Genomic DNA, 26,802 nt, shown 5'->3' on the forward strand with positions numbered 1-26,802 from the left:
CGCTCATCTCCCAGCCATTCTTTTTCAGATCCCCAGTAAATATCTTCAGCCGGCTCCCAAACGTCGGCACGGCCACCGGCAAAACCAAAGCTTTTAAAACCCATCGACTCAAGAGCGCAGTTGCCTGTAAGGATCATGAGATCTGCCCAGGATATCTTTTTGCCATATTTCTTTTTAATTGGCCAAAGCAAAAGCCTTGCCTTATCAAGATTTGCATTATCAGGCCAGCTGTTAAGCGGCGCAAAACGCTGGGTGCCAAAACCCGCGCCGCCACGACCGTCAGAAACGCGGTACGTACCTGCACTGTGCCAGGCCATACGGATGAAGAACGGCCCGTAATGGCCGTAATCTGCCGGCCACCAATCCTGCGAGGTGGTCATCAACTCAAAAACATCTTTCTTCACGGCACCCAGGTCGAGGCTTTTAAACTCCTCAGCATAGTTGAATCCATGCCCCATCGGGTTGGTAAGCGATGAGTGCTGGCGCAGTATATTCAATTTTAACTGGTTAGGCCACCAGTCGCGGTTCCTGGTGCCACTACCCGCACTTTGCTTTAGGGCTCCATTTAAAAACGGGCACTTGCTGCCGCTTTCGCTGTTCATGTCGTGCAATATGCCCTTATCAGATGCATTATTTCCCATAGTTTTTTGTAATTGATTTATGCATCTAATTTATTACATTATCTTTTAACTTGATAGGCCGCCGGCTTTTATAAATTAATAATTTACATCATTATGGCTGATTTGCAGGCATCGTGTTTTAATCGGAGTGGCTTGCTATCAAATAGAATATAATTCAGCACATTACGCTTCGCCACCGTTGATCATGTCCGAGACAATCCCCTTATGCTTTTTCAGCTCGCCAATAATTACGCCGGCAATATGAATAACTATAAAGCCAATAATAAGGTACATCGTAAATTCATGTATATCCCTGATAAAATGCATCGCCTTAATTGCTGGTATACTATCCCTAAATGCCAGCGACAGGCCGGTTATTACCATAACTAACAATAACACATAAAATAAAGCATACGAAGTTTTAATAAGCATTTCATTCCGGGCCGCTATCCGGCTTTCCTGTCTTAATTTATACGAGTTTTTTGCGGCCTTAATCTTCCGGATAAGTTTTTGGTCAGCCAGTTCGAAAAATTCGAAGATTATACGAAATAAAAACAGCCCGGCCAATGCATAGCCCAGGTAGGTGTGTATTGCCCATACCTGGTCGCTTAAAGCAAAAGCTACAGGCTTAACTTCGTCGCGGGATACCTCAACGCCCTTTTCGTTTAGCTGGTCGGCTATAAAAGCTGCATTTTTCCATGGCTTCAGCACCGTGGAGTTGACCAGGACGGTTAATAACGACCCCGTAATTATTAAGGCATTTAACCAATGCCACAAACGGATGTTAAACGAATATTTTTTTGTGCGGGCTGTATCAACTGATGCTATAACCCCGGTTTCCAGTAGTTCCATATTTTGCTTTTTTTATTTGACAGTGCGAATAAACTCCAGCTCTTCGACGTGTCGAAATGAAATAGACCGCGGCAACAGATTAACCGACTACCTGTCTTTTTTAGCAGATGATGGTTGCAATTAAAAGGATTTAAAGCTGTGGTCGACTAAAAACGGTCTCCTGTCTATTACCGTCCCGGCATCGTCGGTTTACGGATGATTTCTTACCGGGATTTGCGATTGCTTGTTGTCCCTATGGGGGCTCATTTTTTTAATTGAACAGGAGTTTGCCTGTGAGTTTTTTTTTTGAATACTGTTCTTACATTACTTTTCTGTTTTCAAATTATTATTCATCATTTTACAGCTTATATTTTTAACAAAATTTATCATGAAACACGAAGACGTGGTTGCGGCCCTAAAAGTAATTGCTGATAAGGGGATGGCCATCAATTTAAGCAAGGATGACTTGAAAGATTTACAAACTTATAAGCTGATTGATGTTGTAAAAGGTGCAGAGAACGACAGGTCGCCGGCTTGTGCGTTAACCAAAAAAGGCAAGGTGATGCTTAAAGCGAATTCAAAACCTCAATAGTTTTTACCCGGATAGACCGGCAGAGACTGTAAAGTCCCGAAAATACACAACGGGGAAATTTCATCATTTTGTTTAGCTTAGATTTTTAAAACCAGTTAACTAAATGAGGAAGCTATTTTCGGTTGTGTTTGCAGCTGCCCTGTTTTGTGCCAGCCACTCCACAGCACAGGACAAATGGATAATTAAGGCTGATAAAATTGACCCCGCCAATTATTACGGCATTACCGTTGCCAACGGCATGATTGGCATCGTATCGTCGCCCGAACCTTTCAAAGTCAAAAATGTGGTGCTTGCCGGCGCCTACGATTTATATGGGCGGGGCAGGGTAAGCAATTTCCTCAACAGTTTTAACCTGCTGAACATGTACCTGGAGATTAATGGCAAGCGCATCAGCGCAGGCAACATCAGCAATTTTAAGCAACAGCTGGATATGGAGCATGCCGCGTTTACTACCAGCTTTGATTACGGCGATGAAGCATCCATAAAATACACCTATTACTCCTTGCGCCAGCTGCCATTTACCGTTTTGATGGACGTATCCATCATCGCCAAAAAGCAAATAACCGTTACCGGGGCAAGCGTAATGGAAGCACCGGATGCACTGAAAGAAGTGCAGAATTATTATAACGAGATTGACCGTCCACACGTAACCATCAGCCTGCTTACCTCAACAGCTAAAAGCCCGACCGGTAAATTACAGCTGTGCGCCTCAAATACTTTCCTGTTTAACGAAGTTCACGGCCAGGAACCTCGCGTGATACACGAAATGTGGGACAATAATATGCACCTGATGAAATTCAGCAAAAGCATAGCTGCCGGACAAACTTATAGATATGCACTGGCGGGATCGTCTATCACATCGGCCCATAATGCCGACCCGCTGAACGAAGCCGAGCGCCTAACCATGTTTGCCAAGCTGGAAGGAGTTGATCGCCTGATTCAATACCACAACAATGCCTGGAACGAACTTTGGAAAAGCGATATAAAAATTGAAGGCGACGACCAGGCGCAACAGGATGTGCACAGCATGCTTTACCATTTGTATTCCTTTTCGCGGGCGGGAACTAGCTACTCGCCATCGCCAATGGGATTATCGGGTTTAGGTTATAATGGCCACGTATTTTGGGATGCAGATTTATGGATGTTCCCGGCACTGCTGGTTTTGCACCCGGAGATAGCCCATTCAATGGTTGAATACCGTTTCGAGCGGTTAACAGAGGCTAAAAGGAATGCATTTGCCCACGGTTATAAGGGCGCGATGTTCCCCTGGGAAAGTGCAGATAGCGGCGTAGAAGAAACTCCCGTTTGGGCATTAAGCGGCCCCTTTGAACACCATATAACCGCCGACGTTGCCCTTGCCGCCTGGAACTATTATTGTGTAACGCAGCACAAGGACTGGCTGCGCGAAAAAGGCTGGCCAATCCTATCGGCTACGGCTGATTTTTGGGCAAGTCGTGTTGAACGTAATGGGCCGGGACATTATGATATAAAGGACGTTGTTGCCGCCGACGAGTGGGCCGAAAATGTGGACAACAATGCTTTCACCAACGCCGCCGCCAGTGCCAATCTGCGTGCAGCTACAGCCGCTGCAAAAATATTAGGCGTGAAAGCTGATGCAGACTGGGAAGATGTGGCTCAAAATATCCCGGTGCTAAAATTCCCTGACGGGGTTACCCGTGAATTTGCCGCCTATAACGGCGAAGGCATCAAACAGGCTGATGTTAACTTGCTAGCCTATCCCTTAAAAACCATCACTGACCCCGCACAAATAAAAAAGGATCTGGAGTATTATGAAACCCGGATACCCAATGAGGGCACCCCGGCTATGACGCAGGCGGTATTTGCGCTGCTGTACTCGCGCCTTGGCAATGGCGATAAGGCCTATCACTTTTTCAAGGACGCTTACGAGCCAAACCTTAACCCGCCATTCAGGGTAATTGCCGAGACCAAAGGTGGTACAAACCCCTACTTTGCAACGGGTGCGGGTGGAATTGTGCAATCATTACTGATGGGATTTGGTGGGTTGGATATAACGCCAAATGGTATCGTGCAAATCAAAAGCAAGTTGCCTGCTAACTGGAAATCTGTTACTATAACCGGCGTTGGACCGGGGAAGAAAACCTATAGCGTAAAATAAAACGCTTTTTATTACTCCTATTTACTGAATATGAAGATTAACTCTGTATTGTTATTCGTAATTGCAGCTGCACTGTCGGCCGGTTGCGGCCCTAAACAAAATAACGCTCTTGTTACTGCAGTTGATACTTCGCAAAACTGGGCGCTTATCCCGTTTAAAAAAGTTGACAGCCTGAATCCCGTGTTAAACCCCGGCACAGGTCGCTTTACCGACCCAATATTAAAAAAGACAGTTTTATGGGAAGAAAAAGATGTGTTTAACCCTGCCGTAGTAAACCGTAACGGCAAAATTTATATGCTCTATCGCGCACAGGATAAGGCCGGCACATCACGTATCGGTATGGCCGTAAGTACCGATGCGCTGCACTTTACGCGTATGCCCGCGCCTGTATTTTACCCGGATAACGATGCCTATAAAACGCTGGAATGGAAGGGTGGCTGCGAAGACCCGCGGATTGTTGCTGATGATAAAGGCATGTATTACATGACTTATACCGCCTACGATGGAAAAGTAGCCCGCCTGCTTGTTGCTACCTCGCCTGATTTAACGCATTGGAAAAAATATGGGAGTGTATTTGCCAAAGCCTATAATGGTAAGTACGCTAAATTGTGGAGTAAATCGGGTTCCATTATATCTGCTTATAAAAACGGGCAACCAATAGCCACAAAAATAAACGGCAAGTACTGGATGTACTGGGGCGACACCCAAATATGGACCGCCACATCCGACGATTTAATTAACTGGACCCCGGTTGAAATGAAAGCGGGAGAACAGCCGCCGGTAAAATTAAGGGCGACAGCTCTCGATATGCCACTGCTAAAAATTGCCTTGCCTACCCGTGAAGGCAAGTTTGACAGTGATTTGGTGGAATCAGGCCCGCCGGCTATGCTTACTGATAAAGGAATCTTATTGATTTATAACAGCCGCAACGTACCCGCATTTGGTGATAAAACATTGAGCGAGGGCACCTACGCCGCATCGCAGGTATTGTTTGATAAAAACGATCCAACCAAAATATTAAAACGATTGGATAGCTATTTTATGAAACCCGAAAAACCCTACGAAATTACAGGCCAGGTAAACCAGGTGTGTTTTGTTGAAGGGCTTACACAGTTTAAAAACAAATGGTATTTATATTATGGCACCGCCGATTCGAAAATCGCAGTTGCGGTTGACACGGTCAAGAAATTTTAATGCGTCAATTTGCCCCACCATCCTGGTTTTAGCCGTTACTGGGCAAAAAACTGTTAGCGATACCTGGTCGAAAACATCCGGACTACCTGGCGAATTTCGACATTGAAGATGATGATCGCATTTTGCGCGTTGAAAGCACAACAACCCAAATAAACAGCGTTGAAATTGAATCGCTGCTTAAGGGTATTGGTGTGTACTGCAAGACATTTATGAATTAAGCTCCGTGGCTATTTCGCAAGCGCCTGGAAAATTTCGGCCGACAACAAGCCACTGCCACCACCATAATGCTGCACAATAATAGCATCGGGGTTTAACGAATTAAAAGCGGTACGGAGCCTGCCTTCACTATCCGGTTCGATACCACCGCAAAGCAGCACAATTTTAAACGACTGGGTGCTAAAAAGCAAAACGGCTTCATCATCGGTATTTGCACCGATGCCCTCCCATTCGGGGTTATTGTTTATCAACCGCACCACCGTTTGCAAAATTTCCGGGTGCCTGCCTATGGCTAAAATTTTTGTCTTCATGCCGTCGCTATATCCTGTCCTTTGTCAAAAAACACAAAGGACAGGGTTCTTTTAATTTTGTTTTCTAATCTCTAATCACTATCTCAAAATTCCATCGGCACTTCCATCAGCAAAAACTCAGCGTCAGTTTCGGCGGTGATGATAAATTTGTCGGTGTCCCAAATGCCGTAGCCATCGCGGGTGTTTAACAGTTGGTCGTTAACCTTTACATCGCCGCTTAAAACAAATACATAAACGCCGTTACCTTTGCCTTTTACGGTATAATCTGTGCTTACGCCTTTATCAAACTTACCTAAGTGGAACCAGGCATTCTGGTGTATCCAAACACCTTCGTCGTCAGGATTTGGCGAAAGTATTTGCTGCAACTTGTTATGCCTGTCGTCGAGGTTCAAAGTAATCTGATCGTACCGGGGTTCAACATTCTTTTTGTTGGGATATACCCATATCTGCAAAAATTTTACGCGTTGTTCCCTGTCTTTGTTATACTCGCTGTGATAGATGCCAGTACCGGCGCTCATGGCTTGTATGTCGCCATTTTTTATCACGGCTACGTTGTTCATGCTGTCCTTATGTTCAAGATCGCCTTCAAGCGGTATGGAGATAATCTCCATGTTATCATGGGGGTGTTTTCCGAACCCCATGCCTGCATCAACGGTATCGTCGTTTAATACGCGCAACGCGCCAAAGTTCATCCGCTCCGGGTTGTAATAGCTTGAAAAACTAAATGAATGATAACTATCGAGCCAGCCGTGGCTTGCATGCCCGCGGGTTTCGGCTTTGTGTAATACTGTATGTGCCATTTTGGTTGTTTCCTCTTTTTGATTTTGTATAACAAAGGTACGGTGGCAATTTATCCGGAAAGATGATGTTTGTTAAGAAATGAGTGTACGCGAATGGCACGGATTTTTTCGAATTTCACGAATTAAAAAACGAATGAAGTCGTGTTTGATATTGGTTACTACAGTAGATTAGTGAAAATTTGCCTTAATTCGTGACATTTGTGTTTAATTATTTCTTTTTAATCAAACTACTCCTCATCCTGCTGAAAAATTCAGGTGTAACCCCAATATATGATGCAATCTGCTTTTGCGGCAGATGATCAATCAATGTTGGATATCGTTTACAAAAAATGCCATAACGCTCTTCCGCGGTCAGGCTCATGTTATCCACTATTCGCTGCTGATTGGCGACCAGTGAATTTTCGGTGAGAATACGGAAAAAGCGCTCGAACTTTGGCACTTCGAGGTACAGCTTTTCCTGGTTGGTTTTTGAAAGAATAATGCCTTCTGTATCTTCAAGGGCCTCTATATTTAATATGCCTGGTTTTTGTGATATCAGGCTATACATATCGGCAATCCACCAGCCGGGTGGTGCAAAGCTTAGTACATGTTCAATGCCGTTTTTGTCTACAGTAAACCCGCGCAGGCAACCGTTGGTTACAAAAACGGAATTCCGGCATATTTCGCCCTCGTTAAGGGTAAATTGTTTCCGCTTGATCTGGATGGGTTTAAGGTGCGACATAAAAATATCCCGCTCCGCTTCATCCAGGTGAATGTATTTCGAGATGTTGTTAATCAGCAGATCAAATGGCATATAAATTTAAGTTTGTCCCGGTTAAACCGGTTGCAGATCAAAGCGCCTGGATTCTGTATTTAAAGCGCTTAATATTACCCGGCTGTAATTTAACCATATGGTAACATTTAATTTAATAACCGCCCGGTAAATTTGTATTGAAAAATTTTAGCAATAACACTCAAAAATGCGTTCAGCAATTTTAAGCGTAAAATTACTAAAAACAGCCACACTTGTTTTACTTTTTCTTAGCCCCTTAATAGTTTTATCGCAATCAAACCCGCTGCCAAACGCATTTGCACATAACGACTATAACCACAACCAGCCATTATTTGACGCCCTTGAAAATGGTTATACCAACATAGAAGCCGATGTGTTTTTAGAGGATGATGAACTAATCATCGCCCATATCAATCCATTTTTCCGGCGGAGCAAAACACTCGAGTCGCTGTATTTTAAACCTTTAGCCCGTTACATAAAAAATAATGGTGGAGAAGTTTACAAAGGGTATACCGAACCCGTTATTTTAATGATAGATATTAAAACCGGTGCCGATAACACCTACGCGGCTATTGAAAAAGTGCTTATGCGTTATAGTAGCATACTCTCATCGTACGACCATGGCGTGGTTACGAAAAAACAAGTTACCGTTGTGCTGTCCGGGCATAAGCCGTACCAAATGTTAAAGGCCCAGCAAACCCGGTTTGCGTTTATTGATGAAGACCTGGTAAAATCAAAACAGGACACCACGTCGGCAAATGTTTATGAACTATCCAGCTGCAAATACTCAAAAATTTTGCGCTGGACCGGCCGGGGTAAGCTCCCTGATGAAGAACGTGTCCGGCTTTGCGCTTATGTTGCAATAGCCCATAAATTCCGCAGAAAAGTAAGGCTTTGGGCCTCGCCCGAAAACCAGGAAGTTTGGAGAGAACTATTAAATTGTAAGGTTGATTTGATATGCACGGATAAGCTAACCGAGCTTAAAGACTTTTTGCTATCTCGTTTGCCACAACGGGAAAATCCGGTGATGATGATAACCAACAACGCCAAATGACGACCTAAGTTTTCAGAGTTTTTTGCTCGTTTTGCAGCATAATCAAAGCCTTTGCAGCGCGTACCTTACGGGTATCTTCCTGTTTGGCCGAGCCCACCCAATCGCAATAACCCTGTTTATATCCCTTTGACAATCCATCGAAAAACGCCCTGGCTTTTGCATCAGTACTCAATAATGCTTCAAGTTCCGCCGGGGTTCCTTCTATGTGTTCACCTTTTTTAAGCATGTATTTTAGATTTAAGACGTGAGATTTGAGATAAAACTAATAAATATACTGAAAAACTTTGCTATCTCATCTCACGTCTCAAATCAAATTAAAAATGCTTTCCAATAAGTCTGTCCCCAATTACCCCAGTCTTTCATAGCGCTGTTTAGCGTTTTTAGCAAACCTTTGTTATCGGTAGGCTTACCTTTTTTGGGTGGCGTAAGTGCCTTGGCATCCACCACGCTTTCGGTTACCTTAGTGGCAAACCAGCTTATATTTTCATGCGGTAAAGCCACACCCAATATCATACCAGGCAGGCCGCTAAATGATTCGGGGCCGCCGGGCGTTGGTATTCTTTCGGTATAAAAAGCTACCACATACACCGAATCCAAAATAATGGCATTGGCGCGGCGGCAGGTATAACCGGCTATATCACGTGTTTCGTCGGTTATTTTCCATTTAATTTTCCGGGTGCTGTCTTTCACTAAAAACGTCTCTTCAAAAACAGATTTCTGGTTAATAAAGGTGCCTGTACTATAGTCGGTGAATATTGTATTGTTTTGGTTTACCATAGCATTGTTACTGAAAAACATCCTGCTTTCTTCGGCTTCCACGGGTACAAACTGGGCCTTGTCGTCGGCAAAGCTCAGCGTGCTTTTTAGTTTTTTAAATTGAGGCTGGTTTTTACGGTACGAATCGTAGGCCTGCTCCAGCCAGGTATCGTCTTTATACTGGTCTACCTGTTTTTTTAAAAGGGCAAACATATTTACCGACTTTTCATATTCAATTACGCCCGAGTTGGTGAAATGAGCATTTTGCGCAAATGCCGAAGTTATGCCAAGCAGCAAAGCGCCTATTAGTGTTATAATTTTGGTCTTTGTCATCTTTTTATTTTTTTGTGCTCAAGGCATTCATGCTATTAAAGTTCCAGGTTACTGTAAACATAAAATATCTTTTTATGGTAGTGTAGCTATTCTGCTGCAAATAGTTCCCATTTACCGAACGGCTAAAGCCTACGTTCTGGTTTAGCAGGTCATTGCCTGTTAATGCCAGTTTCAGATCATCGTTCTTAAAAAACGTTTTAACTATGCTGGCATTAAGCAGGGTCTTTTTCAGATCGTTATTAAAGGTCTGTGTTTTCGCTGTAAAGTCATAGTTTACGTCGGATCCTATTTGGAATTTTCCGGGCAGGTAAAAGTTTACGTTACCATCGGCATTAAACCCTCTGCCATTATTATTTATATTGGTAAGCAATGACGATTTACTGAACGTATAGCTAGGCCCGGCCGAAATGGAAACATCATATTTCTTTTCTTTATATTTCGAGAGCCGCAGCCGTCCGGAGTAAGTATTGTATGTGGTTTGATTCAGCGCACCGTTTGACAGGCTGTATGAAGTGCTGCCATTTGCGCTTACGTTGAGCCCCGCATTTATATCGAGTTTTTCAATTTTCTTATCATAATAAGTGTTAACATTAAAGTTAAATGGGGTTTTATTACTTAAATTAACATAATGAGTTACGGATTTGTCGGTAGCAAAGTCCGTAGTGACATCGCTTATGATAGGGTTGCTGGTAAACGAGTAATTTCCGAAAATATTAAACGACTCCCCCTTGATAACCTTATACGAGAAATACGACAGGCTGAACCTGTTCCTGAAAGAGGGCGTCAAATCCGGGTTGCCTACCACAAAATTGTTTGGGTTGTTGTTATCGGCTACGGGTTGTATCTGGTTAAGGCTTGGCTGAGCAGACGTACCGTTGTAATTTAAATTTACCGACTCCTGCTTTCCGATCTTATATTGGAAGTAAGCTTGCGGCGCCCAATTTATAAAGGTGCGTTTAAACGGCAAATCGGTAACCTGGTTTAGCTGGTCGAAGTTTACGCTTGATACTCTTGTACCAAAGTTAAAGGTGGTTTTTTTTGATTTTAAATTAAAAATAGCCCCCACCTGGTTTGATATTTCGTTTAACCTGTAGTCACTGCTATAGGCAGCTACCGGCACATCGTAGTTGCCCGGCGCCGACTGATCAAACGACTCCTGGTTTGAAGTTCCGTGGCTTGTTTTAAAAGCATAATTTGCTATAACCGAAAAGCTTTTAGTGATAGGCTCCGTATAGGTAGCATTGGTTGTAAGCACCGAGCTTTGGGTTGTGCTAGTTTTCTTCTGGTCGGTAAGCGCGGTGCTGTCAACAGCTCCGGCCGCGTCATAAAAGTCCTGGTTATATTTCAAAAAGCCATGCGAATTAGCCTGGTTTATGTTCTCAGCTACACTTAATGAAAATGTACGGCCTTTTTTCTTAAACTTTTTGGTGTAAAACGCGCTTACGTCAAATACTTTTCCGTCGGTGTTGTTGATTACATCCCGGGTGTTTGAGTTTACCTTGGCTCCGCTCTCGTACTGGCTCAAATAATCATAATTGCTGCGACTCTGGCCATGCTTTAAAGTGGCATCGAACATTATTTTAAGTGTCTGCGTTGTATCTAACTTTATATTAATCATACCATCAACTTTCTGACGGAAGATATAGTTATGATACGTCTTGTCCGATGCACTGTTTAGCGAACCCTGCGGCGTGTTGTTTTGGCTTAGCGTATTTTCAGTGCCATCAACTGTAAGCGATCCGATCTTATAATTAAAATTGAGCGTTGTGTTATCCTTATTAAGCTTAGTATCGTAGTGTACACCACCTGTACGCGCCAATGGTATGCCTTGGCCGTAATACTGGCCGCCAAACGAGTCGAGGCCGTCATCGCCTCCCCCGCTCATAAAAAACATCATGCCGCCATCGTCGCCAAACTCTACGTTTGCGCCCATGGTGCCCAGCTTTTGGCTGTCGTCCCAGCCAAGCCCAACTTTGCCATTATTACCGACGATACCGTATGCCGAAAATTTTGATTTGGCTTTAAAGCGGTTAAACAGCCCTGTGCCCTGGTAATAACCGTCAGAACCTGCACCACCTTCCAATTTACCGAAATAACCGTTCTTTTTGTCTGCCTTCAATTGTATATTAATGGTCTTTGTCTTTTCACCATCGTCAATACCGGTAAAAGTAGCCTGGTCGCTTTTCTTGTCATAAAGCTGAACTTTGTCAACCATATCGGCACGCAGGTTTTTAGTTACCAGCGTGGGATCATCACCAAAAAACTCCTCGCCGTCAACCAGTACTTTTGGTACGGTTTGGCCCTGAGCGGTAATCTTTCCATCTTTATCCACCTGTATGCCGGGCAGCTGTTTTAATAAATCTTCAACGGTGGCGTTGGGTTGTATCTTAAATGCCCGGGGGTCAAATTCGGTGGTATCGCCTTTTATTTTTATGGCGGCACGGGTGCCTTTAATTATAACATCGGCCAGCAGCTTTGCTTTTAACAGCATGCTTAATCTTCCAAAATCGTGGGTGTTTTTAGCGGAATCCAATGAAAAGCGCTCTACGTAATCAGCATAGTCCGGGTAAGTAACCAGCAATATAAATTTGCCTTTCCTAAGGTTACCAATTGAAAATGCGCCGGAAGTATTTACCCTTGTAAATTTTACCAATGTCGAGTCTTTTTCGTTCAACACACTTACAGTTGTGTTGGCGAGTTTAGCGTTTGACGTGGTGTCGGCAACGGAGCCCTTAATTGAATAAGAGTTCTGGGCAAATGCCGAAAACGTTAGCAATAAACAGAAAGTTAAGAGCGTAATTGTGAGCTTCATATGTTAGGTTTATCGAAAACTAAAATATAACTAAATTCTTAGTAATCGAAAACATTAACATAAATTAACACTTCTTATTGTATGGGCAATGCAATAAAATTGCAGTTAACTTATTTACAGGCAGTTAATTTATTTAACAAGCAGTTTCGTAAAGGCCACGCTATCGCCATTAAAGGCATCAAAATCGGTTATGTGGTTAATGCCGTTTACTTTTGCCTTGTCGCTATGCTGCCAAAAAGCCCATATTGTTGTTTTTGCTACATCTAATTTAGGTTGATAGTAGTGGGCTATCCATAAGGTGTAATCGTCAAAATACCCCTCCAGATTATCCTGGTAAAATTTCACGCCGGAATATATTACCGGCTTTATTTTGGTTTTTGCCTCAATTTGCTTTAAAAATGACTTCAGCTCTTCGCGCATTTTCGCCGGGGCAACTCCGTTCAGTTCCTCAACATCTACCGCCATTGGTAAATCGCCTTTTTCGGTTTTTACATTTTGCAGGAAAAACACCGCCTGCCACTTCCCGCTTGCCTTTGGCCTGAAATAGTGATAGGCACCGCAGATAATACCAGCCTTTGGCGCTTCGCGCCAGTTGCGCTGGAAATACGGGTCGACCAGCACTACACCCTCGGTAGCTTTTATAAAGGCAAAAGTGATGTGTACCTCATCTTCACGCATGGCCTTTACCCTGTGCCAGTCAATTTTACCCTGGTAGGATGAAACGTCGATACCATGAATTGTATATTTATCGGGGATACGTATGTTGAAACTTTTGTAGGTGCGGTAATGCGGGTCGTGGCCAATATCGCGTATCCACCGCCAGGTTGAGGTGAAGGTTTTGATAACATAGCCGTAGTAAAAAGGCGAAAGTAGGATCAATAAAAAACCGGCAAGTGCAACTTTCCATTTTGTGGTAAAAGCGCTGCTTTTTTTCTTTTTAGGCTGATACTTTCTTTTGGGCGCAGGTTTTTTGGCCGCAGGAGTTTTTTTTGCAGGGGTGCCCTTTTTGTTTCCGGTTGTCACAATGGCAAAAATACAAGAACCTTTTTGTTATTTGTGGGTTAAAATTCAGTAACCAATATTTATAAAATGGAAGCAGCAAAAACGGTGCAAAGCTTTTTACAAGCCCTAAATAACGAGGACTTTAAAGCCGCAAGGAATTATCTTGCCGACAATGTAAAATTTATAGGCGTTATGGGCACCCGCGACGGTGGTGATGTATACATAGCCGATATGGAGAAAATGAAATTCAAATACGACATCAAAAAAGTATTTGAAGACGATAATGACGTATCTGTTTTTTACGACATTAATATGGGTGGTAAAACTTTGTTTTGCAGCGGTTGGTACCATTTATCCCACGGCAAAATTGATTCGATAAAAGTAATTTTCGATCCAAGGCCATTGTTTGAGAAGGAAGAGAAAAAGTAATTCCGTCATCGTAGTTGATTTTTTAAGCGCACGTTACAAACCAGCATTTAATCGCCTCCCCTTCAAATCCCGCAGCTCGTGTATTAAAAAGCTTGCTAATGTTAAATTTGGTTAATAGCTTGGTTGATATGTTTTAAAACTATAATTTTACTTTAATGCGTTTTTTAGCTGTTTTACTATCTGTTTGTGTATTGTTTCTATCTTCATCATTTCTGGAGATAAGCAAGCCTGCGCAATCTGTGGCCAAACACATGTGTTGCCCCGATATGAGCGGTAAAATGACGTGTGCTAAAAAGATGAAGGACCGAGAAAATGGCTGCAGCAAACAAGGCTGCACCATGATATTTACCTGCGGACTTATCGGTTTTACAGTTGTTGAGCCACTGAACATTAAATTGAACGCCCCGCGTTTTGTTGAGAAACCAGTTTCCCTGAATAAAATTGGTGATATATCTGCCTACCATGGCACCAACTGGAAACCGCCAAAAGCCTGTTAATTAATACCCGGACAACCTAAACCGTTGTATTTATTAGTTAACATTCAAATTTAAAATCAAAATGAAAAAAATATGCTTAAGCGTTGTTGCGATATTATTCGCAACTGCTACCGTTATGGCTACCGAAGTTCCTGTTAAAGCTAAAAAAGCAAAACACGAAACCTGTAAAGTTTGCAATAAAGAAAAGTGTGCAAAGGATTCGAAATGTTCGCAGGAAAGCTGCGCGGAAAAATGCCCGATGAGCAACTAATTTATCATTAGTTTACCGGCCTCTTGCCCTTGGCAGGGGGCCTTTTGTTTTACCACCACGCTGTTACCATTGACAACAAGCCGTTAATTTCCTGCACGTTTTTGTTCATCCGCCGAACCGGAGTTCATTATAACTTTTGTTGTTTTGCCGCTGCCAAATAAAGTCTTCGCACAGAGGCTGAAAACTCCGTCAAAAAAAACCAACATTTGCCATGCTATGGCCCTGCATTCTATAAAATGGAAACGAAAGTCCTCTTGCTGGAAAATTACAAAAAACAAAAAAGCTAATTCACTAATTATCAGCAAACTAAATCACTGGCACTACATTGGCATTGCCAAGTGTATAATAAATTGACAATGGAGACCAACAATAACATGCGGATATTTTTAGTGGATGATGATGCTTTTTGCATGAACATATATAAACAACATCTTAACAGCCTTGGGTATTACGATGTTGTGGGCTTTAGCAACGGTCCTGATTGTTTAAATAACTTAAGCTTTAAACCCGATGTTATCTTTCTTGATCACGGCATGGATTTTTTGACCGGCCTTGAGGTATTAAAAAAAATAAGGGTTTCCAATCCGGATATTTTCGTGATCTTCCTTTCGGGGCAGGCAAACCTGCTTACGGCTGTAAAAGCATTAAAACTGGGTGCAACCGATTACATTGTTAAAGGAATATACGACCTTACCAATATAACCAAAGTATTAAATACAATTAAAAGCACCATGAGCCTGAAAAGAAACGTGATTGAAGCCGAGTATATTGAAAGGTTGCTACAATCAACCAAATAGACTGTCCTGGCCGGCGAGGGCTTACGCATTATGCAACAATTAGCGTATTAGCCAATAACTCGCAAGTGGATATATTTTTGTATCGTCTCCCAAAAAGCTAGTAGAGGTACTTTTTAATTTTTATGATCAAATCGTCAGGATTAAAAGGCTTTACCACATAGTCCTGCATCCCACACTCAATTACCCTATCGCGCACGTTACTGGTTGCCGACGCTGTTATTGCCACAATAGGCGTATCCTGGTTAAACTCCCTGATCCTTGTAGTTGCAGTATAACCGTCCATAACCGGCATTTGCAGGTCCATCAATACCAAATCATAGCTTTGCTGTTGCATCATTTGAACAGCTATTTCGCCATTATCGGCTACGTCAACAATAGCGTTCCAACCTTCAAGTAACTGGGTGGCATATAGAACATTAAACAAAGTATCTTCAACAAGCAGCAATCTTTTGTTTTTTAAGCTGAAACCTGCAATGTCATTTTCAAGTTGATCTACCTTTTCAGCATCAACAGTATTAAGTTCCAGCGTAAAATGAAATTTCGAACCTTTATCTAGCTCCGACTCAACTACTATATCGCTTTTAAACAGCCCCAGTATGCGGCGGCTTATGGCAAGGCCCAGCCCTGTGCCGCCATACTGCCTGGTGATAGATGTTGAAGCCTGCATAAAAGGCACGAAAATATTCTGCAGGTTTTCCCTTGCAATACCCACTCCCGTGTCATGAACCGAAAAATGAAGCACTGCCGAACCTGACTTTAATTTCTGCAAATCAATACGAACCGAAATAAAGCCGCGATGGGTAAACTTAACTGCGTTTGATACCAGGTTGTTTAATACCTGCCCAAGCCTCAGGGCATCGCCCATAAAATAATCAGGCAGCCTTTCGTCAAGGTTTAATGAAATCCTGTTTTCACGCTCATTGGCACTATTGATGTTGGCTGACACGATATCCTTAGTCAGCTTTTTTATGCTGAAAGGCGAATATTCCAAATCGAGCTTACCCGCTTCTATTTTATTAAAATCAAGTATATCGTTAATCAATACCAACAGGTTGTCTGATGCTGTTTTTAAGGTCGACAGGTTATCAACCTGGTCGGCGCGGGGGTTATTTTTAAGCAAAAGGTGCCCCATTCCTATTACTGCGTTTAAAGGGGTCCGTATTTCGTGGCTTATTATCGATAGGAATTCCGATTTAGCCAGGCTGGCTTTTTCGGCATCGTCTATTGCAATCAGCAATTGTGATTCAACTTGTTTGCGCCTGTTAATTTCTTCGTTCAGCAGGTCAACAATTTCAAGCAGGTCATTATCGCTGCTGATAACGTCACTGCTGCTATCGGCCTTTATATTGTTAAATGTTTCTTTAAGTTTTGTAATTGATAGTTTTCTTACATCAACCTCGTCCTTCAGTTTTTGGTTAATTTCCCCAAATTCTTCTTGGCTTACCATAAATGCATGGTCAGACAACTCCTTATCCCTGTCATAAGCTGCATACGAATCATTTACCGCTTCAATAAAACGGATAAAATGTTTGTTGGCAAGTAATTCGGGAGTCGAGTATTTTTTAAGTTGTCTTTCTAATAATTTATGGTTTGGCATTGTAATTAAGTTCTTCGCTAAAGGTAGTAATTGTCATGGTTTGATTATGCAGTTCGCACTTCGCATTTGTATTTAACGGCGATATTTCGCCGTATGAGTAAAATCCCGATAACAGGGTACCTTCACCAAATATTTCCTTTACTGCTTCAATTTCCTCATCAATACGCTTGCCAAGAATCAGTTTACGGCCAACGCAGCTTATCAGCAAAGCGAGTTTTGGCTTAGCCGGAAACTGCGTGAGCGCAGTTGTTGCAGCCTGTGTTGCTGCATCAATTAGCTTGTCGAAGTTAGCCTTCATAAACCGCACATATGATCCTTCCGGGATATCCCCGGCAAAAACCATGCTTTGTTCGTTATTGTCGATGGATAATATTGTGCGCACTACCGAGTTTTCGGTGCCTGCGGGCCGTACATACAGCGGGAACAGAAGGGCCGAACCTGGTAGTTCGTCGGCATATTTGCCAAGGTACTGCTTATAAAGGTCGAGGGCGCTTTTACCATCAATTTCGTAAAGCCGGTTTGAGACCGAACGAGTAACTACTTTTTCGGGGCCGAATATTTCCCAGCCACCCAACGATGCGTGCCCGACTTTCAGGCTGCTGCCATAAAATCCAACGGCTGCTATGTTACCTTTTTGCGGCTGTTGATTACAGCCCACAACTGTATAATTAAATTTGTCGCCATCACCGGCAAGGCCGCCGGTTACAGGAATGTTATCAGTATTTACATACTCAATTCCCCTAACCAATTCGCTGCCGTTTACCAGGCCACCGTCTGATATTACCATTACGTAGCTCAATCCATCACTGTTAAGCCCGTTAAAAAGGGCTTTCCCGGCCTCAAAGCTGTCGGGAAGATCGCTAATATTTAAACTGATCGTTTTAACTATAGTGTCTTCAAACTCTGCTATAACGATGGTAACAGTGTCATCCAGAACCGTATCATCATAAATTTCACCCGAGGTTGAGCATAAAACAATGTTAGCTGTTGGGTAACTGTGTCGCAGTGCGGCATAAATATCCTGTTCAACCAAAACATCTTTACCACCAAACCCTAAAACAAGTAAATTGCCGTTCCCTGTTATTTCGTCGCCTGCCTGGTAGGTAAATACCCCACCGCAGTATAATTTTTGTGCTACTTTCATAATATTTATCCCGGGTATTCGGCTTTTAAATTGGTAATTACGTTTAACAATGTCCGCTTCAGCGTTTCGAGCTTACCGGCCCAAATAGTACTATCCAAATCATCAACACTGCCGTTTTCTATATCACGCACCAGTTGTTTTATTGATACGATGTTTAAATTATCGATACTTGGCTTCATTTGGTGGGCTATCTTTCTTATTCTATCCAAATCGTGGATAAGATTTGCGGCCTCTATATCCCGCAGCATTAGGGGTGTTTGTTCGCAAAATATGTTAACCATTTTTTGCATAAATACCTCGTTTCCCCTGCTTATTGATTTCAGGGACGATAAATCATACAGTTGTTGTTCGCTCATAGTGCCGGGTGTTAAATTGGGTGAAAAATGTGGACGCTTATTCCATTTATCCATCATTTTTAAAAACTCTTCTTCGTTAATCGGTTTGGTAATATAGTCATCCATGCCTGCTGCCAAACATTTTTCGCGTTCGCCTTTAATGGCTTCAGCTGTAAGGGCTATAATCGGGCTGTTGTAGCCGCTTTTACGTATAATTCTTGTGGCATCAAACCCGTTTAGCCCGGGCATTTGGATATCCATTAAAATCACGTCAAAACTGTGACTTTTTACAAGTTCAACCGTGTTTGCACCGTTTACCGACTCGGTAACGTCGGCGCCATAATTTTGCAGTATTATTGAGGCAACCAGGCGGTTCAATTCGTTATCGTCGGTAACCAATATTTTTTTATTTTTTAAAAAATCTGGCTCAAAGTGTGTGTCCGTCTTTTCGGCCAGGTCATCTGGGCTGCCCTTTTTCAGTTTTATTATAAAGGTTATTTTAGTGCCCTCGTTTTTCTTGCTTTCGGCATAAATCTCGCCGTCCATTAACTCAACTAAATCCTTGCAAATGCTCATCCCCAAACCAGTGCCGCCATACCTGCGGCTAACTGACCGCGACTCCTGGCTAAACTTATCAAACAAATGGGTTAAATAGGAGTCGTCCATGCCAACGCCCGTATCCGTAACTTCCACCCTAATAGTCTGCGATGTATAGCTGTCATTTAGCAGTTTGAACGTTAAATCGATCGAGCCGTGCTCCGTAAACTTAATAGCGTTGCCGATTAGGTTCAGCAGTACCTGGTTCAAGCGGTATGGGTCGCCAATTAAAACAGGCGAAATATTGGGGTCGAAGTATGAATTGTGAAGTACAAGACCTTTCTCCTCGGCCTTGTGGGCCAAAACCTGTAGTACCCGCTCGGCCGATTTTTGGGGCTCAAAACCAATACTTTCGATATTAAGCTTACCTGCCTCAATTTTCGAAAGGTCGAGAATGTCATTGATAATTACCAGCAAGTTTTCTGATGCAGAGTGTATAACATCAAGAAAAAAGCGCTGGTCGGGCACCAGGGTGGTTTTTGAAAGCTGGTTGCTCATCCCCATTATGGCATTCATAGGCGTCCGAATTTCGTGGCTCATATTAGCCAGGAAAACTTCCTGCGTATGCGCCAAATTCTCGGCGTTTTCCCGGGCCTCAATCAACTCCACTTCTTGCTTTTTTTGGTCGGTTATATCCAAGTGGATACCGATAGAACCAGCCAGTTCACCCTTGTCATTATAGCGCGGGGCGCCGCTTATCAGCCACCATTTTTCCTCGCCTTGCTTATTTAACAGCTTTACCTGGTAGGCATCGGCAACGCCATCTTTGCGCAGTTCACGTTTTTCCTTAAATATATCCGCTTCGTCGCCTTTCGCAAGTAAAACACTGGCGTTTTTACCCAACAATTCATCTAACCTGTACCCGCTCATTTCACAAAAAGTATTATTGGCAAAAGTTATTGTTTCATAATTATCAACCTCTACCAGGCCCAGGTTCATATTGGCTATTATGTTGCGGTACTTGGCTTCGTTGATGCGTAAGGTTTCTTCAATGTTTTTTCGTTCAGTTATGTCTTGCATAAAGCCGGTGAACACCTTGGCACCTGTTTGCGAAATATATGAAAAGGACGAATGAACAGCCTGCCATTTTGCTCCCATCCCGGGTATGTTTAACAACGATTCGTCGTAAAATGGTTCGAGCGTGTCGCGGCTGTGTGCATTTTTTTTGATAATCCGTTCCTTGTCTTCGGCTTCTACATATTTCAGGTAATCCTTAAAATCCTCGGGCTTTATTCCAAATATCCTCTCGATAGCAGGGCTTATATACTTTAACCCTTCACTTCCGTCGGGCCTGAACTCATACTCATAAATAACGCCGGGAATATTTTCAGAGAGCGATTTAAATTGTTTTGCCCGCTGCTCCAACTCGGTTTCGGTTTGCTTTATCTGTGTTATATCAGTGTGTGTACCGGTTAGTCTTAGCGGCACACCGTTTAAATCATGTTCAATTACTGCACCCCTGTCCAGCACCCATTTTATGGTACCATCGTTATTGATAACGCGGTATTCAACGCTGTGTGAATCAATTACGCCGTCTTTATATTTTAAATAGGTTTCCTTGAGCATCTTTAAATCTTCGCGGTTCACTACGTCCCACCAAAACATCTGGCTGTCACCAATGTGGTGTGTAGTATACCCCTTTTTATCATCCGTTTTCGAAAAAATAGTTTTGCCGGTTTGCAAGTTATGTTCCCAAACATTATCCCCAATTTTTTCGAGCGCGAGCCTGAACCTTGCCTCCGATTCTTTTATCAGTTCTGATGCATTTTTCTCGCTTGTGATATTTTCTTCGACCGCGAAAAAGCCGATTAGTTCCCCGTTTGAATTATGAATGGGCTGCCCCTGGATCCGCAGCCAGTACGAACTGCCTGATTTTGAATAGTTCAAAATTTCGACGTTAAACGGCAATCCTTTTTTTATTTGACCTTTTAAGTACGCTATAGTTTGGGCGTCGGTATCTGGGCCTTGTAATAAATGACCAGGCTTTTTACCAACTGCGTCAGCTAATGTGTAGCCAGTGACCTTGTTAAAACTTTTGTTAACCCAGGTTATTACACCATTGTTATCGGTTAAGATTACAGGGTTAAGGTTATCTTCTGCAATTTTCGAAAGCACTTCCAGCTTTTCTTCCTTTTGCTTTTCAAGGGTGATATCCTCAACTATGGCAAAACATTTCGGTTCGCTGCTTTCGCTGTTTTTAAATAATTTGCCGTTTACCCGCCCCCAAAACCACGAGCCATCTTTGCGATAGTGTATCAGTTCTTCTGTAAATGATGTTTTTGTGCCAATTGACTTTGCAATACTTTGTAAAACTGATTCATTTGTTAACGGCCCTTTGCAGAAATCAAGGGGCGACCGCCCGATTATTTCGTCCCTGTTGTAGCCTATTTGTTTGCAAAAGCTATCATTAACCCAAAATATTGTTCCATCGGCGTTGTTAAATACTACGCCGTTGTCGTTTGCGCTTGCAACTAACGAAAGTTGAAGCAAATCCTGGTTATCATCACCCTGGACAACATCAAGCAACAAATTTTTTGTAGACATAAACTATTTAGCGATAAATAAACCAGCGCCCGGTCACGATTATGTTTAGTACACCGGGTTGCGTGGTTACATAACTAATAATCGTACCAATGTAACTGACAATTAAAATTCACTGATTATTAGATAGTTGGATGGACCCCAATAAAAAATCATTCCATTTTATGGAAAAAAGTCCAAATTCAGGATCGTGATATTATTTTAATTCACCGCTTTGCATCATTTTATAAATAGTGCTTTTGCCAATGTCAAGCGCCCGGGCGGTTGCAATTACATCGTTATTGTGTTTTTGTAGGTATTGCTTAATTATTTCGCAGTTTTGTTCGCGCAAAGTTTTGCCTTCCATTACAAATGTACCGCCTTTGCGGGTGGAGCTAAAGGTGATATCGCCTGCTTTTATTTCATTGTTATCGCACATTACCGCGGCCAGGTCAATTATGGCTTTTAGCTCTCTGATGTTACCAGGAAAGGCGTATTGCAAAAGTTTATTTTTTGCATCGGCTAAAATGGTTATTGCGCCCATTCTATTTTGCTTTGAAAAATCATCTGCAAAATACTTGGCAAGTATAAGCACGTCGTTTCCACGGTCGCGCAATGGGGGCAAATCAATTGGCAGGCCAATTATACGATAGTAAAGATCCTCTCTGAAGGTGCCTTTTTTAACTTCTTCGGCAAGGTTTTTATGCGTGGCCACAATAACCCTGATGTCGAGGTTAATCCGCTCGTTGCCGCCAACGCGTACTACTTCCCGTTCCTGCAGCACCCGCAATATTTTGCTTTGAACCGCTAGGTCAAGCTCGGCAATTTCGTCTAAAAAAATGGTGCCGCCGTTTGCTTCTTCAAACTTGCCAATTTTACGTGCTACGGCGCCTGTGAAAGCGCCCTTTTCATAACCAAACAATTCGCTTTCAATAAGCTCGCGGGGAATGGCGGCCATATTGACTGGAACAAAAGCTTTCTTTTTCCGGTCGCTGTTATAATGTATGCCTTTGGCAACAACTTCTTTACCCGTACCAGTTTCACCGGTTATCGACACATTGATGTTTGTTTTGGATGCTTTTTCCATCATTGCAAAAATCCTTTTCAATGCATCGCTTTGACCTATCATCGTTTTCTCGAACGAAAACCTTTGACCCAATTCCTCGCGTAGTTCTTCGACTTCTTTTTTCAGCGATTGTGTTTCGCGGATCCTGATAATGCTGTTCCAGAGTAAATCCTTGGTCGAATCGTCTTTTACCAGGTAATCACTCACTCCCATTTTTAACAGGCTAACAGCAACTGCAATATTCTCCTGCGAGCTTATCATAATAACAGGCACTGTTGAGTTTACTTCGCGTACTTTTTGGTATAATTTATCGCCTAGCATATCCGGCAGCGAAAAATCGAGTGTTATTAAATCGGGCTGCAGATATAACTTATCCAGCAGTTCTTTGCCGGTCGCGAAAAGGGATACTTTATAATCCGGGTTTAAACTAATATGATACCGCAGTATTTCGCCATACCATTTATCATCTTCAACAATAAAAATATTATAAGCACTCATAATAATGACAGGTTTTAGAGGATGAGCCCGCAAATTTGGATACGGAAATAACGGTTAAAAGTTACTTATATAAAGCTACTAAATACTAACAATGCAGCAACTATATGCAAGAAAACATATAAGCAACTATATCACATGCAGTTAACTCAAATTTAACAATTAAACAAAAATGTATTTTTCGAAAAAATACCGTTAAAACACGGGTTGCAGATGTTATTTTTTTTTGTAACATTTATATAATCGGTCTGCCCGCCAAACCCTATAGTTATAAAAAACGATATTATTAGTTCTAACATAGTATTGTTTCATTAGCAATCCGGGTGTTTTCAGCGGTTGCCCTATTGCTAATTATGCCAGAAAAACCTAACCTTCAGCCAACAAAATTCTTACCCAGCGAAATACAGGATGAACGGCGTATGGCCGACGAGAAGCTTTGCCGCGCGATGGTTAACAGCATTGTCGATTATGCCGTAATTTTAACCGACCCGAAAGGCTTAATTATAAGTTTAAATAAAGGAGCTGAATTAATCCTCCAGTACAAAGAAGCCGAAGTAATTGGGAAACCGATAGCTATTTTCTATTCGCCAGAAACACTTGCAACAGATGGACCGGGAATGAATCTGCAGGAAGCCCTTATTAGCAAGAATTACCAGGTAAGAGGTTCGCGGGTAAAAAAAGATGGCACTAAATTCCTGGCCAATATCCATTACATGGCTTTGTATGATGAAAGCCATGAGTTATTGGGATACACCAAGATAATTTACGAGGTAAGCAACAACGGATTAGCTGATAACTCTTCTAAAATAACCCATAACCCGGCCGAAAGCAACCTGAGTTTCCGTAAGCTGATTGAGAATAGCTACAGCGGTATAACATTGCTTGATGGCGCCCTGAAGGTTGTTTATCGGAGCCTATCGGCCGAAAAAATCGGCCGATGGAGCAATGAGTACGTAAAAAACCGGGGCATTGATGAGTTGATCCACCCCGACGATAAAAAGGTGCTGGTACGAGTGCTTGACCGCGTTTTTGAGTTACCCGGCTTGCCTGTACAATGCACATTGCGTTCAAAACATTTTGACGGCCACTATATTTGGCTTGATTGCGTTTATACCAATTTTTTAAATGAACCCAATGTTAACGCCATTGTGTGCAATTTTATTGATGTTACCGCAAAAAAAAATGCGGATAGCTTACTCGAGCAAACGGTAAACGAGCTGTCGGCCTATAAGTATGCGCTTGATGAATCAGCAATTGTAGCGATCACCGATCAAAAAGGCACCATACAGCACGTTAATGATAATTTTTGCAAAATATCAAAGTACAGTAAAGAAGAACTAATAGGGCAAGACCACCGTATTATTAATTCATCGTACCATGATAAAGCCTTTATAAAACAGCTGTGGACTACCATAGCTGGGGGTAAAATATGGAAAGGGGAACTTAAAAATAAAGCTAAAGACGGCACCTTTTATTGGGTGGATACAACTATAGTTCCGTTTATTAATGATAAGGGCAAACCATATCAGTATTTGGCAATCCGATCTGATATTACGGAACGCAAACTGGCGGAACAGGAAGTAAAGAAAAAAACCGGGCAGATTGAAAATTTGCTTGAGAACATCTTGGACGGTTTTATTGCGCTTGACGAAAACCTGTGTTATACCTACGCAAACAAGCAAGTAGGGATACTTTTGGGCATCCCTCCCAAATCGTTAATAGGCAAACATATCTGGGATGTTTTCCCAGACTTAGTTGACTCTGATTTTTATAAAATTGTTCAAAGAGCGTATAACGAAAAAATAAGTTTAAGCAATGAGGACTATTATCCGCCACTAAATTCATGGCAGGAAAACAGGATATACCCTGCCGAAAACGGCATCTCAATATTTATACGAGACATAACCGAACGTAAAATTGAAGAGCAGCAGGCGCTGTTGCTTGCTGAGATAAGCGCCATTTTTAACGAGCCCCTGGGATTAAATGAGATTTTATACAAGGCTTTAAATAAGCTGGCTGACTATGGAAACTTTAGCATGGCTGAAGCATGGCTAATTTCGCCGGACTTGAAAAAAGGCCACCTGGTAGTTAAATATGCCCCCACGCCTGCTATGCGTTTGTTTTATAAAGAAACTGAAGGTGCAAAAAGTCTTGTAAAAGGAGAAGGATTACCAGGAATAGTTTGGGAAACCGGACGCATTCAATTTATACCGAATCTTAATGAGAGCGACAATTTAATCCGTAAAAAGGCCGCCCAAAAAGCCGGCTTAAAAAGCGCTTACGGAATTCCCCTTCATTTTAAAAATGAGATTATCGGCATACTTGTATTTGGGCTGGACAGGTTAGAAAAACAGCAAAGCGTTTTTACTGCATTGTTTGAAAAGTTTAATAAGAATTTTGGCACAGAAATTAAGCGTAAGCAGCTGGAGGAAGAACTAAACCAGTTATTTAATTCCGCGCCCGATGTTATTGCCACGGCCGGGGTCGACGGGTATTGGAAAAAGGTTAACCCGGCAATGTTAAAACTGCTTGATTACACCGAGCTTGAATTGTTAAACCGGCCGCTGATGGAGTTTATTCACCCGGATGACCGGCCAGTGTCAACCGGCCAGCTCCAGGAAATTATTGAAGGCGAAGCAGCAGTTTATTTTGAAAACCGGTATCTAACAAGGGCAGGCAAAATAAAATGGCTGGCGTGGACTACCTCTGCAGCCTCGCCCGAAGGGTTGATTTATTGCGTTGCTAAAGACATTACAGACAAAAAAGAACTGGAAGACCTGCTTAAAAAAGCAAATAGCCTGGCGCGCATTGGTGGTTGGGAAATTGATTTGACGAAAGGGACGATGTATTGGTCTGATATTACCAAAGAAATTCATGAGGTTGACGAAGACTTTAAACCTGATTTGGAAAGTGGTTTAAGTTTTTATAAGGAAGGAGATAGCCGCGACTATATAACCAAAAAAGTTAAAGATGCTATTGATAGGGGAATGTCGTGGGACGTGGAATTACAAATTGTTACTGCCAGAGGGAATGAAAAGTGGATAAGATCGATAGGAGAAGCCGAAATAAAGGGTCATAAATGTATAAGGGTATATGGCAGTTTCCAGGATAAGGGGAATGCCCAAATTTCCATTATCACAACCAAAGGCAGTGTCTTTCACGAAACGGACATAAAACGCCTGCATAAGCTTTTATCATCGCTATATGACGATACCTACTGGGTTGTGCCTGCAAATTACGCCGAAGTGTTCGCAGCTGCTTTGCCGCATGAGTCGTTTACCGTTTACACACCATCCCTTGTACAGTTAAACTATAAAAATGTATACCAGCTTGCTGGTGAAAACGCGCAGGCCCATAAACTTACTATCTATATATCGCCCGACTTATCTCAAAACAGTATACCGACAGGTATTGCAAAAGCGGCTGATGTTACCATACTTGCTTTTAAGGCCAACGAAACATGGTCGCCGCTTGATAAGGAACTATTGGTAAAATTAAAAGCCACGGTAACCGGTAGTCCATTTTTTACCTGGCTTGTAAGTACCGACGAAGCAAACCTTGATGGCCTGATAGGCGAAATACCGAAAGAACGAAGCTGGCTGCGCCGAAAAATCAAAAAATTACTAACGCTGAACCTGAAATAAA

Annotated in this window: 22 protein-coding genes; 9 read left to right on the forward strand and 13 right to left on the reverse strand. The window is 42.4% G+C overall.

Annotation, left to right across the window (positions count from 1 at the left end):
- Together Q0R52_RS05520 and Q0R52_RS05525 are read right to left on the reverse strand one after the other, a co-directional pair.
- The coding region (locus Q0R52_RS05520; protein ID WP_366520855.1) for a peroxidase family protein at positions 1-602 on the reverse strand (602 nt) is incomplete at its 3' end.
- A gap of 201 nt (positions 603-803) precedes the next feature.
- Complete coding sequence (locus tag Q0R52_RS05525) at positions 804-1,472, reverse strand: cytochrome b/b6 domain-containing protein (RefSeq protein ID WP_295792901.1); 669 nt, start codon at positions 1,470-1,472, stop codon at positions 804-806.
- A 367-nt stretch (positions 1,473-1,839) separates the two neighbouring features.
- Here Q0R52_RS05525 and Q0R52_RS05530 point away from each other — a divergent pair, with 367 nt between their 5' ends.
- The 3 genes from Q0R52_RS05530 (at position 1,840) to Q0R52_RS05540 (ending at position 5,374) form a co-directional block, all read left to right on the forward strand.
- The gene (locus Q0R52_RS05530; RefSeq protein ID WP_295792902.1) at positions 1,840-2,043 is read left to right on the forward strand and encodes a hypothetical protein; all 204 of its coding nucleotides are present in this window, start codon (positions 1,840-1,842) and stop codon (positions 2,041-2,043) included.
- 103 nt (positions 2,044-2,146) lie between these two features.
- Complete coding sequence (locus Q0R52_RS05535) at positions 2,147-4,180, forward strand: glycoside hydrolase family 65 protein (protein WP_295792904.1); 2,034 nt, start codon at positions 2,147-2,149, stop codon at positions 4,178-4,180.
- 30 nt (positions 4,181-4,210) lie between these two features.
- Positions 4,211-5,374, forward strand: coding sequence for a glycoside hydrolase family 130 protein (locus tag Q0R52_RS05540; RefSeq protein ID WP_295792905.1), 1,164 nt, complete (start codon positions 4,211-4,213; stop codon positions 5,372-5,374).
- A 227-nt stretch (positions 5,375-5,601) separates the two neighbouring features.
- Here Q0R52_RS05540 and Q0R52_RS05545 read toward each other — a convergent pair whose 3' ends face one another.
- The 3 genes from Q0R52_RS05545 to Q0R52_RS05555 form a co-directional block, all read right to left on the reverse strand.
- Entirely contained in the window at positions 5,602-5,901 is a 300-nt protein-coding gene (locus Q0R52_RS05545; protein WP_295792907.1) for a hypothetical protein, read from the reverse strand.
- Positions 5,902-5,984: 83 nt separating this feature from the next.
- Positions 5,985-6,701 (reverse strand): pirin family protein, encoded by a 717-nt coding sequence (locus Q0R52_RS05550; protein ID WP_295792909.1) that lies wholly within the window; start codon positions 6,699-6,701, stop codon positions 5,985-5,987.
- Between the two features lie 208 nt (positions 6,702-6,909).
- Positions 6,910-7,494, reverse strand: a complete 585-nt coding sequence (locus tag Q0R52_RS05555; RefSeq protein ID WP_295792911.1) for a Crp/Fnr family transcriptional regulator — start codon at positions 7,492-7,494, stop codon at positions 6,910-6,912.
- 166 nt (positions 7,495-7,660) lie between these two features.
- Between Q0R52_RS05555 and Q0R52_RS05560 the strand changes: the two genes are divergently transcribed.
- Positions 7,661-8,527: a phosphatidylinositol-specific phospholipase C/glycerophosphodiester phosphodiesterase family protein gene (locus tag Q0R52_RS05560; protein ID WP_295792912.1), complete on the forward strand. Its 867-nt coding sequence runs from the start codon at positions 7,661-7,663 to the stop codon at positions 8,525-8,527.
- 4 nt (positions 8,528-8,531) lie between these two features.
- Here Q0R52_RS05560 and Q0R52_RS05565 read toward each other — a convergent pair whose 3' ends face one another.
- From Q0R52_RS05565 to Q0R52_RS05580, 4 genes are all read right to left on the reverse strand, one after another.
- Positions 8,532-8,753: a YdeI/OmpD-associated family protein gene (locus Q0R52_RS05565; protein ID WP_252791238.1), complete on the reverse strand. Its 222-nt coding sequence runs from the start codon at positions 8,751-8,753 to the stop codon at positions 8,532-8,534.
- An 83-nt stretch (positions 8,754-8,836) separates the two neighbouring features.
- Positions 8,837-9,616 carry a GLPGLI family protein gene (locus Q0R52_RS05570; RefSeq protein ID WP_295792916.1) on the reverse strand — a complete coding sequence of 260 codons (780 nt, stop codon included), beginning with the start codon at positions 9,614-9,616 and terminating at the stop codon, positions 8,837-8,839.
- 4 nt (positions 9,617-9,620) lie between these two features.
- A complete protein-coding gene (locus Q0R52_RS05575) occupies positions 9,621-12,428 on the reverse strand; it encodes an outer membrane beta-barrel family protein (RefSeq protein WP_295792917.1) in 2,808 nt (935 codons plus the stop codon).
- A gap of 129 nt (positions 12,429-12,557) precedes the next feature.
- Positions 12,558-13,451, reverse strand: a complete 894-nt coding sequence (locus Q0R52_RS05580; RefSeq protein ID WP_295792919.1) for a GH25 family lysozyme — start codon at positions 13,449-13,451, stop codon at positions 12,558-12,560.
- Positions 13,452-13,517: 66 nt separating this feature from the next.
- Between Q0R52_RS05580 and Q0R52_RS05585 the strand changes: the two genes are divergently transcribed.
- From Q0R52_RS05585 to Q0R52_RS05600, 4 genes are all read left to right on the forward strand, one after another.
- On the forward strand, positions 13,518-13,859 hold the full coding sequence (locus Q0R52_RS05585) for a nuclear transport factor 2 family protein (RefSeq protein ID WP_295792922.1): 342 nt from the start codon (positions 13,518-13,520) through the stop codon (positions 13,857-13,859).
- A 155-nt stretch (positions 13,860-14,014) separates the two neighbouring features.
- Positions 14,015-14,356 (forward strand): hypothetical protein, encoded by a 342-nt coding sequence (locus Q0R52_RS05590; protein ID WP_295792923.1) that lies wholly within the window; start codon positions 14,015-14,017, stop codon positions 14,354-14,356.
- Positions 14,357-14,417: 61 nt separating this feature from the next.
- Complete coding sequence (locus tag Q0R52_RS05595) at positions 14,418-14,606, forward strand: hypothetical protein (RefSeq protein ID WP_295792925.1); 189 nt, start codon at positions 14,418-14,420, stop codon at positions 14,604-14,606.
- 356 nt (positions 14,607-14,962) lie between these two features.
- Positions 14,963-15,403 (forward strand): response regulator, encoded by a 441-nt coding sequence (locus Q0R52_RS05600; RefSeq protein ID WP_295792927.1) that lies wholly within the window; start codon positions 14,963-14,965, stop codon positions 15,401-15,403.
- A gap of 97 nt (positions 15,404-15,500) precedes the next feature.
- Here the strand turns inward: Q0R52_RS05600 and Q0R52_RS05605 are convergent, their stop codons facing one another.
- The 4 genes from Q0R52_RS05605 to Q0R52_RS05620 all read right to left on the reverse strand — a co-directional run bounded on the left by Q0R52_RS05605 (position 15,501) and on the right by Q0R52_RS05620 (position 23,160).
- Positions 15,501-17,000, reverse strand: coding sequence for a response regulator (locus Q0R52_RS05605; protein WP_295792929.1), 1,500 nt, complete (start codon positions 16,998-17,000; stop codon positions 15,501-15,503).
- A complete protein-coding gene (locus Q0R52_RS05610; protein ID WP_295792931.1) occupies positions 16,987-18,144 on the reverse strand; it encodes an FIST N-terminal domain-containing protein in 1,158 nt (385 codons plus the stop codon). Before Q0R52_RS05610 ends, Q0R52_RS05605 begins: the two co-directional genes overlap by 14 nt.
- A 5-nt stretch (positions 18,145-18,149) precedes the next feature.
- Positions 18,150-21,620 carry a PAS domain S-box protein gene (locus Q0R52_RS05615; RefSeq protein WP_295792934.1) on the reverse strand — a complete coding sequence of 1,157 codons (3,471 nt, stop codon included), beginning with the start codon at positions 21,618-21,620 and terminating at the stop codon, positions 18,150-18,152.
- A gap of 193 nt (positions 21,621-21,813) precedes the next feature.
- A complete protein-coding gene (locus Q0R52_RS05620) occupies positions 21,814-23,160 on the reverse strand; it encodes a sigma-54 dependent transcriptional regulator (RefSeq protein WP_295792935.1) in 1,347 nt (448 codons plus the stop codon).
- Positions 23,161-23,510: 350 nt separating this feature from the next.
- Here Q0R52_RS05620 and Q0R52_RS05625 point away from each other — a divergent pair, with 350 nt between their 5' ends.
- Positions 23,511-26,801 carry a PAS domain S-box protein gene (locus Q0R52_RS05625; RefSeq protein WP_295792937.1) on the forward strand — a complete coding sequence of 1,097 codons (3,291 nt, stop codon included), beginning with the start codon at positions 23,511-23,513 and terminating at the stop codon, positions 26,799-26,801.
- The last annotated feature ends 1 nt before the right edge of the window (position 26,802 follow it).

The organism is Mucilaginibacter sp. (assembly GCF_025359345.1).
In the GTDB taxonomy this organism is placed as follows: Bacteria; Bacteroidota; Bacteroidia; order Sphingobacteriales; family Sphingobacteriaceae; genus Mucilaginibacter.

Bases quoted from the DNA above. Each gene is read 5' to 3' on its own strand.
- Q0R52_RS05565 (WP_252791238.1), bottom strand. From the start codon at position 8,753: ATGCTTAAAAAAGGTGAACACATAGAAGGAACCCCGGCGGAACTTGAA.
- Q0R52_RS05600 (WP_295792927.1), top strand. From the start codon at position 14,963: ATGGAGACCAACAATAACATGCGGATATTTTTAGTGGATGATGATGCT.
- Q0R52_RS05530 (WP_295792902.1), top strand. From the start codon at position 1,840: ATGAAACACGAAGACGTGGTTGCGGCCCTAAAAGTAATTGCTGATAAG.
- Q0R52_RS05595 (WP_295792925.1), top strand. From the start codon at position 14,418: ATGAAAAAAATATGCTTAAGCGTTGTTGCGATATTATTCGCAACTGCT.
- Q0R52_RS05625 (WP_295792937.1), top strand. From the start codon at position 23,511: ATGCCAGAAAAACCTAACCTTCAGCCAACAAAATTCTTACCCAGCGAA.
- Q0R52_RS05590 (WP_295792923.1), top strand. From the start codon at position 14,015: ATGCGTTTTTTAGCTGTTTTACTATCTGTTTGTGTATTGTTTCTATCT.
- Q0R52_RS05550 (WP_295792909.1), bottom strand. From the start codon at position 6,701: ATGGCACATACAGTATTACACAAAGCCGAAACCCGCGGGCATGCAAGC.
- Q0R52_RS05560 (WP_295792912.1), top strand. From the start codon at position 7,661: ATGCGTTCAGCAATTTTAAGCGTAAAATTACTAAAAACAGCCACACTT.
- Q0R52_RS05575 (WP_295792917.1), bottom strand. From the start codon at position 12,428: ATGAAGCTCACAATTACGCTCTTAACTTTCTGTTTATTGCTAACGTTT.
- Q0R52_RS05535 (WP_295792904.1), top strand. From the start codon at position 2,147: ATGAGGAAGCTATTTTCGGTTGTGTTTGCAGCTGCCCTGTTTTGTGCC.
- Q0R52_RS05540 (WP_295792905.1), top strand. From the start codon at position 4,211: ATGAAGATTAACTCTGTATTGTTATTCGTAATTGCAGCTGCACTGTCG.
- Q0R52_RS05525 (WP_295792901.1), bottom strand. From the start codon at position 1,472: ATGGAACTACTGGAAACCGGGGTTATAGCATCAGTTGATACAGCCCGC.
- Q0R52_RS05605 (WP_295792929.1), bottom strand. From the start codon at position 17,000: ATGCCAAACCATAAATTATTAGAAAGACAACTTAAAAAATACTCGACT.
- Q0R52_RS05570 (WP_295792916.1), bottom strand. From the start codon at position 9,616: ATGACAAAGACCAAAATTATAACACTAATAGGCGCTTTGCTGCTTGGC.
- Q0R52_RS05620 (WP_295792935.1), bottom strand. From the start codon at position 23,160: ATGAGTGCTTATAATATTTTTATTGTTGAAGATGATAAATGGTATGGC.
- Q0R52_RS05610 (WP_295792931.1), bottom strand. From the start codon at position 18,144: ATGAAAGTAGCACAAAAATTATACTGCGGTGGGGTATTTACCTACCAG.
- Q0R52_RS05545 (WP_295792907.1), bottom strand. From the start codon at position 5,901: ATGAAGACAAAAATTTTAGCCATAGGCAGGCACCCGGAAATTTTGCAA.
- Q0R52_RS05555 (WP_295792911.1), bottom strand. From the start codon at position 7,494: ATGCCATTTGATCTGCTGATTAACAACATCTCGAAATACATTCACCTG.
- Q0R52_RS05585 (WP_295792922.1), top strand. From the start codon at position 13,518: ATGGAAGCAGCAAAAACGGTGCAAAGCTTTTTACAAGCCCTAAATAAC.
- Q0R52_RS05615 (WP_295792934.1), bottom strand. From the start codon at position 21,620: ATGTCTACAAAAAATTTGTTGCTTGATGTTGTCCAGGGTGATGATAAC.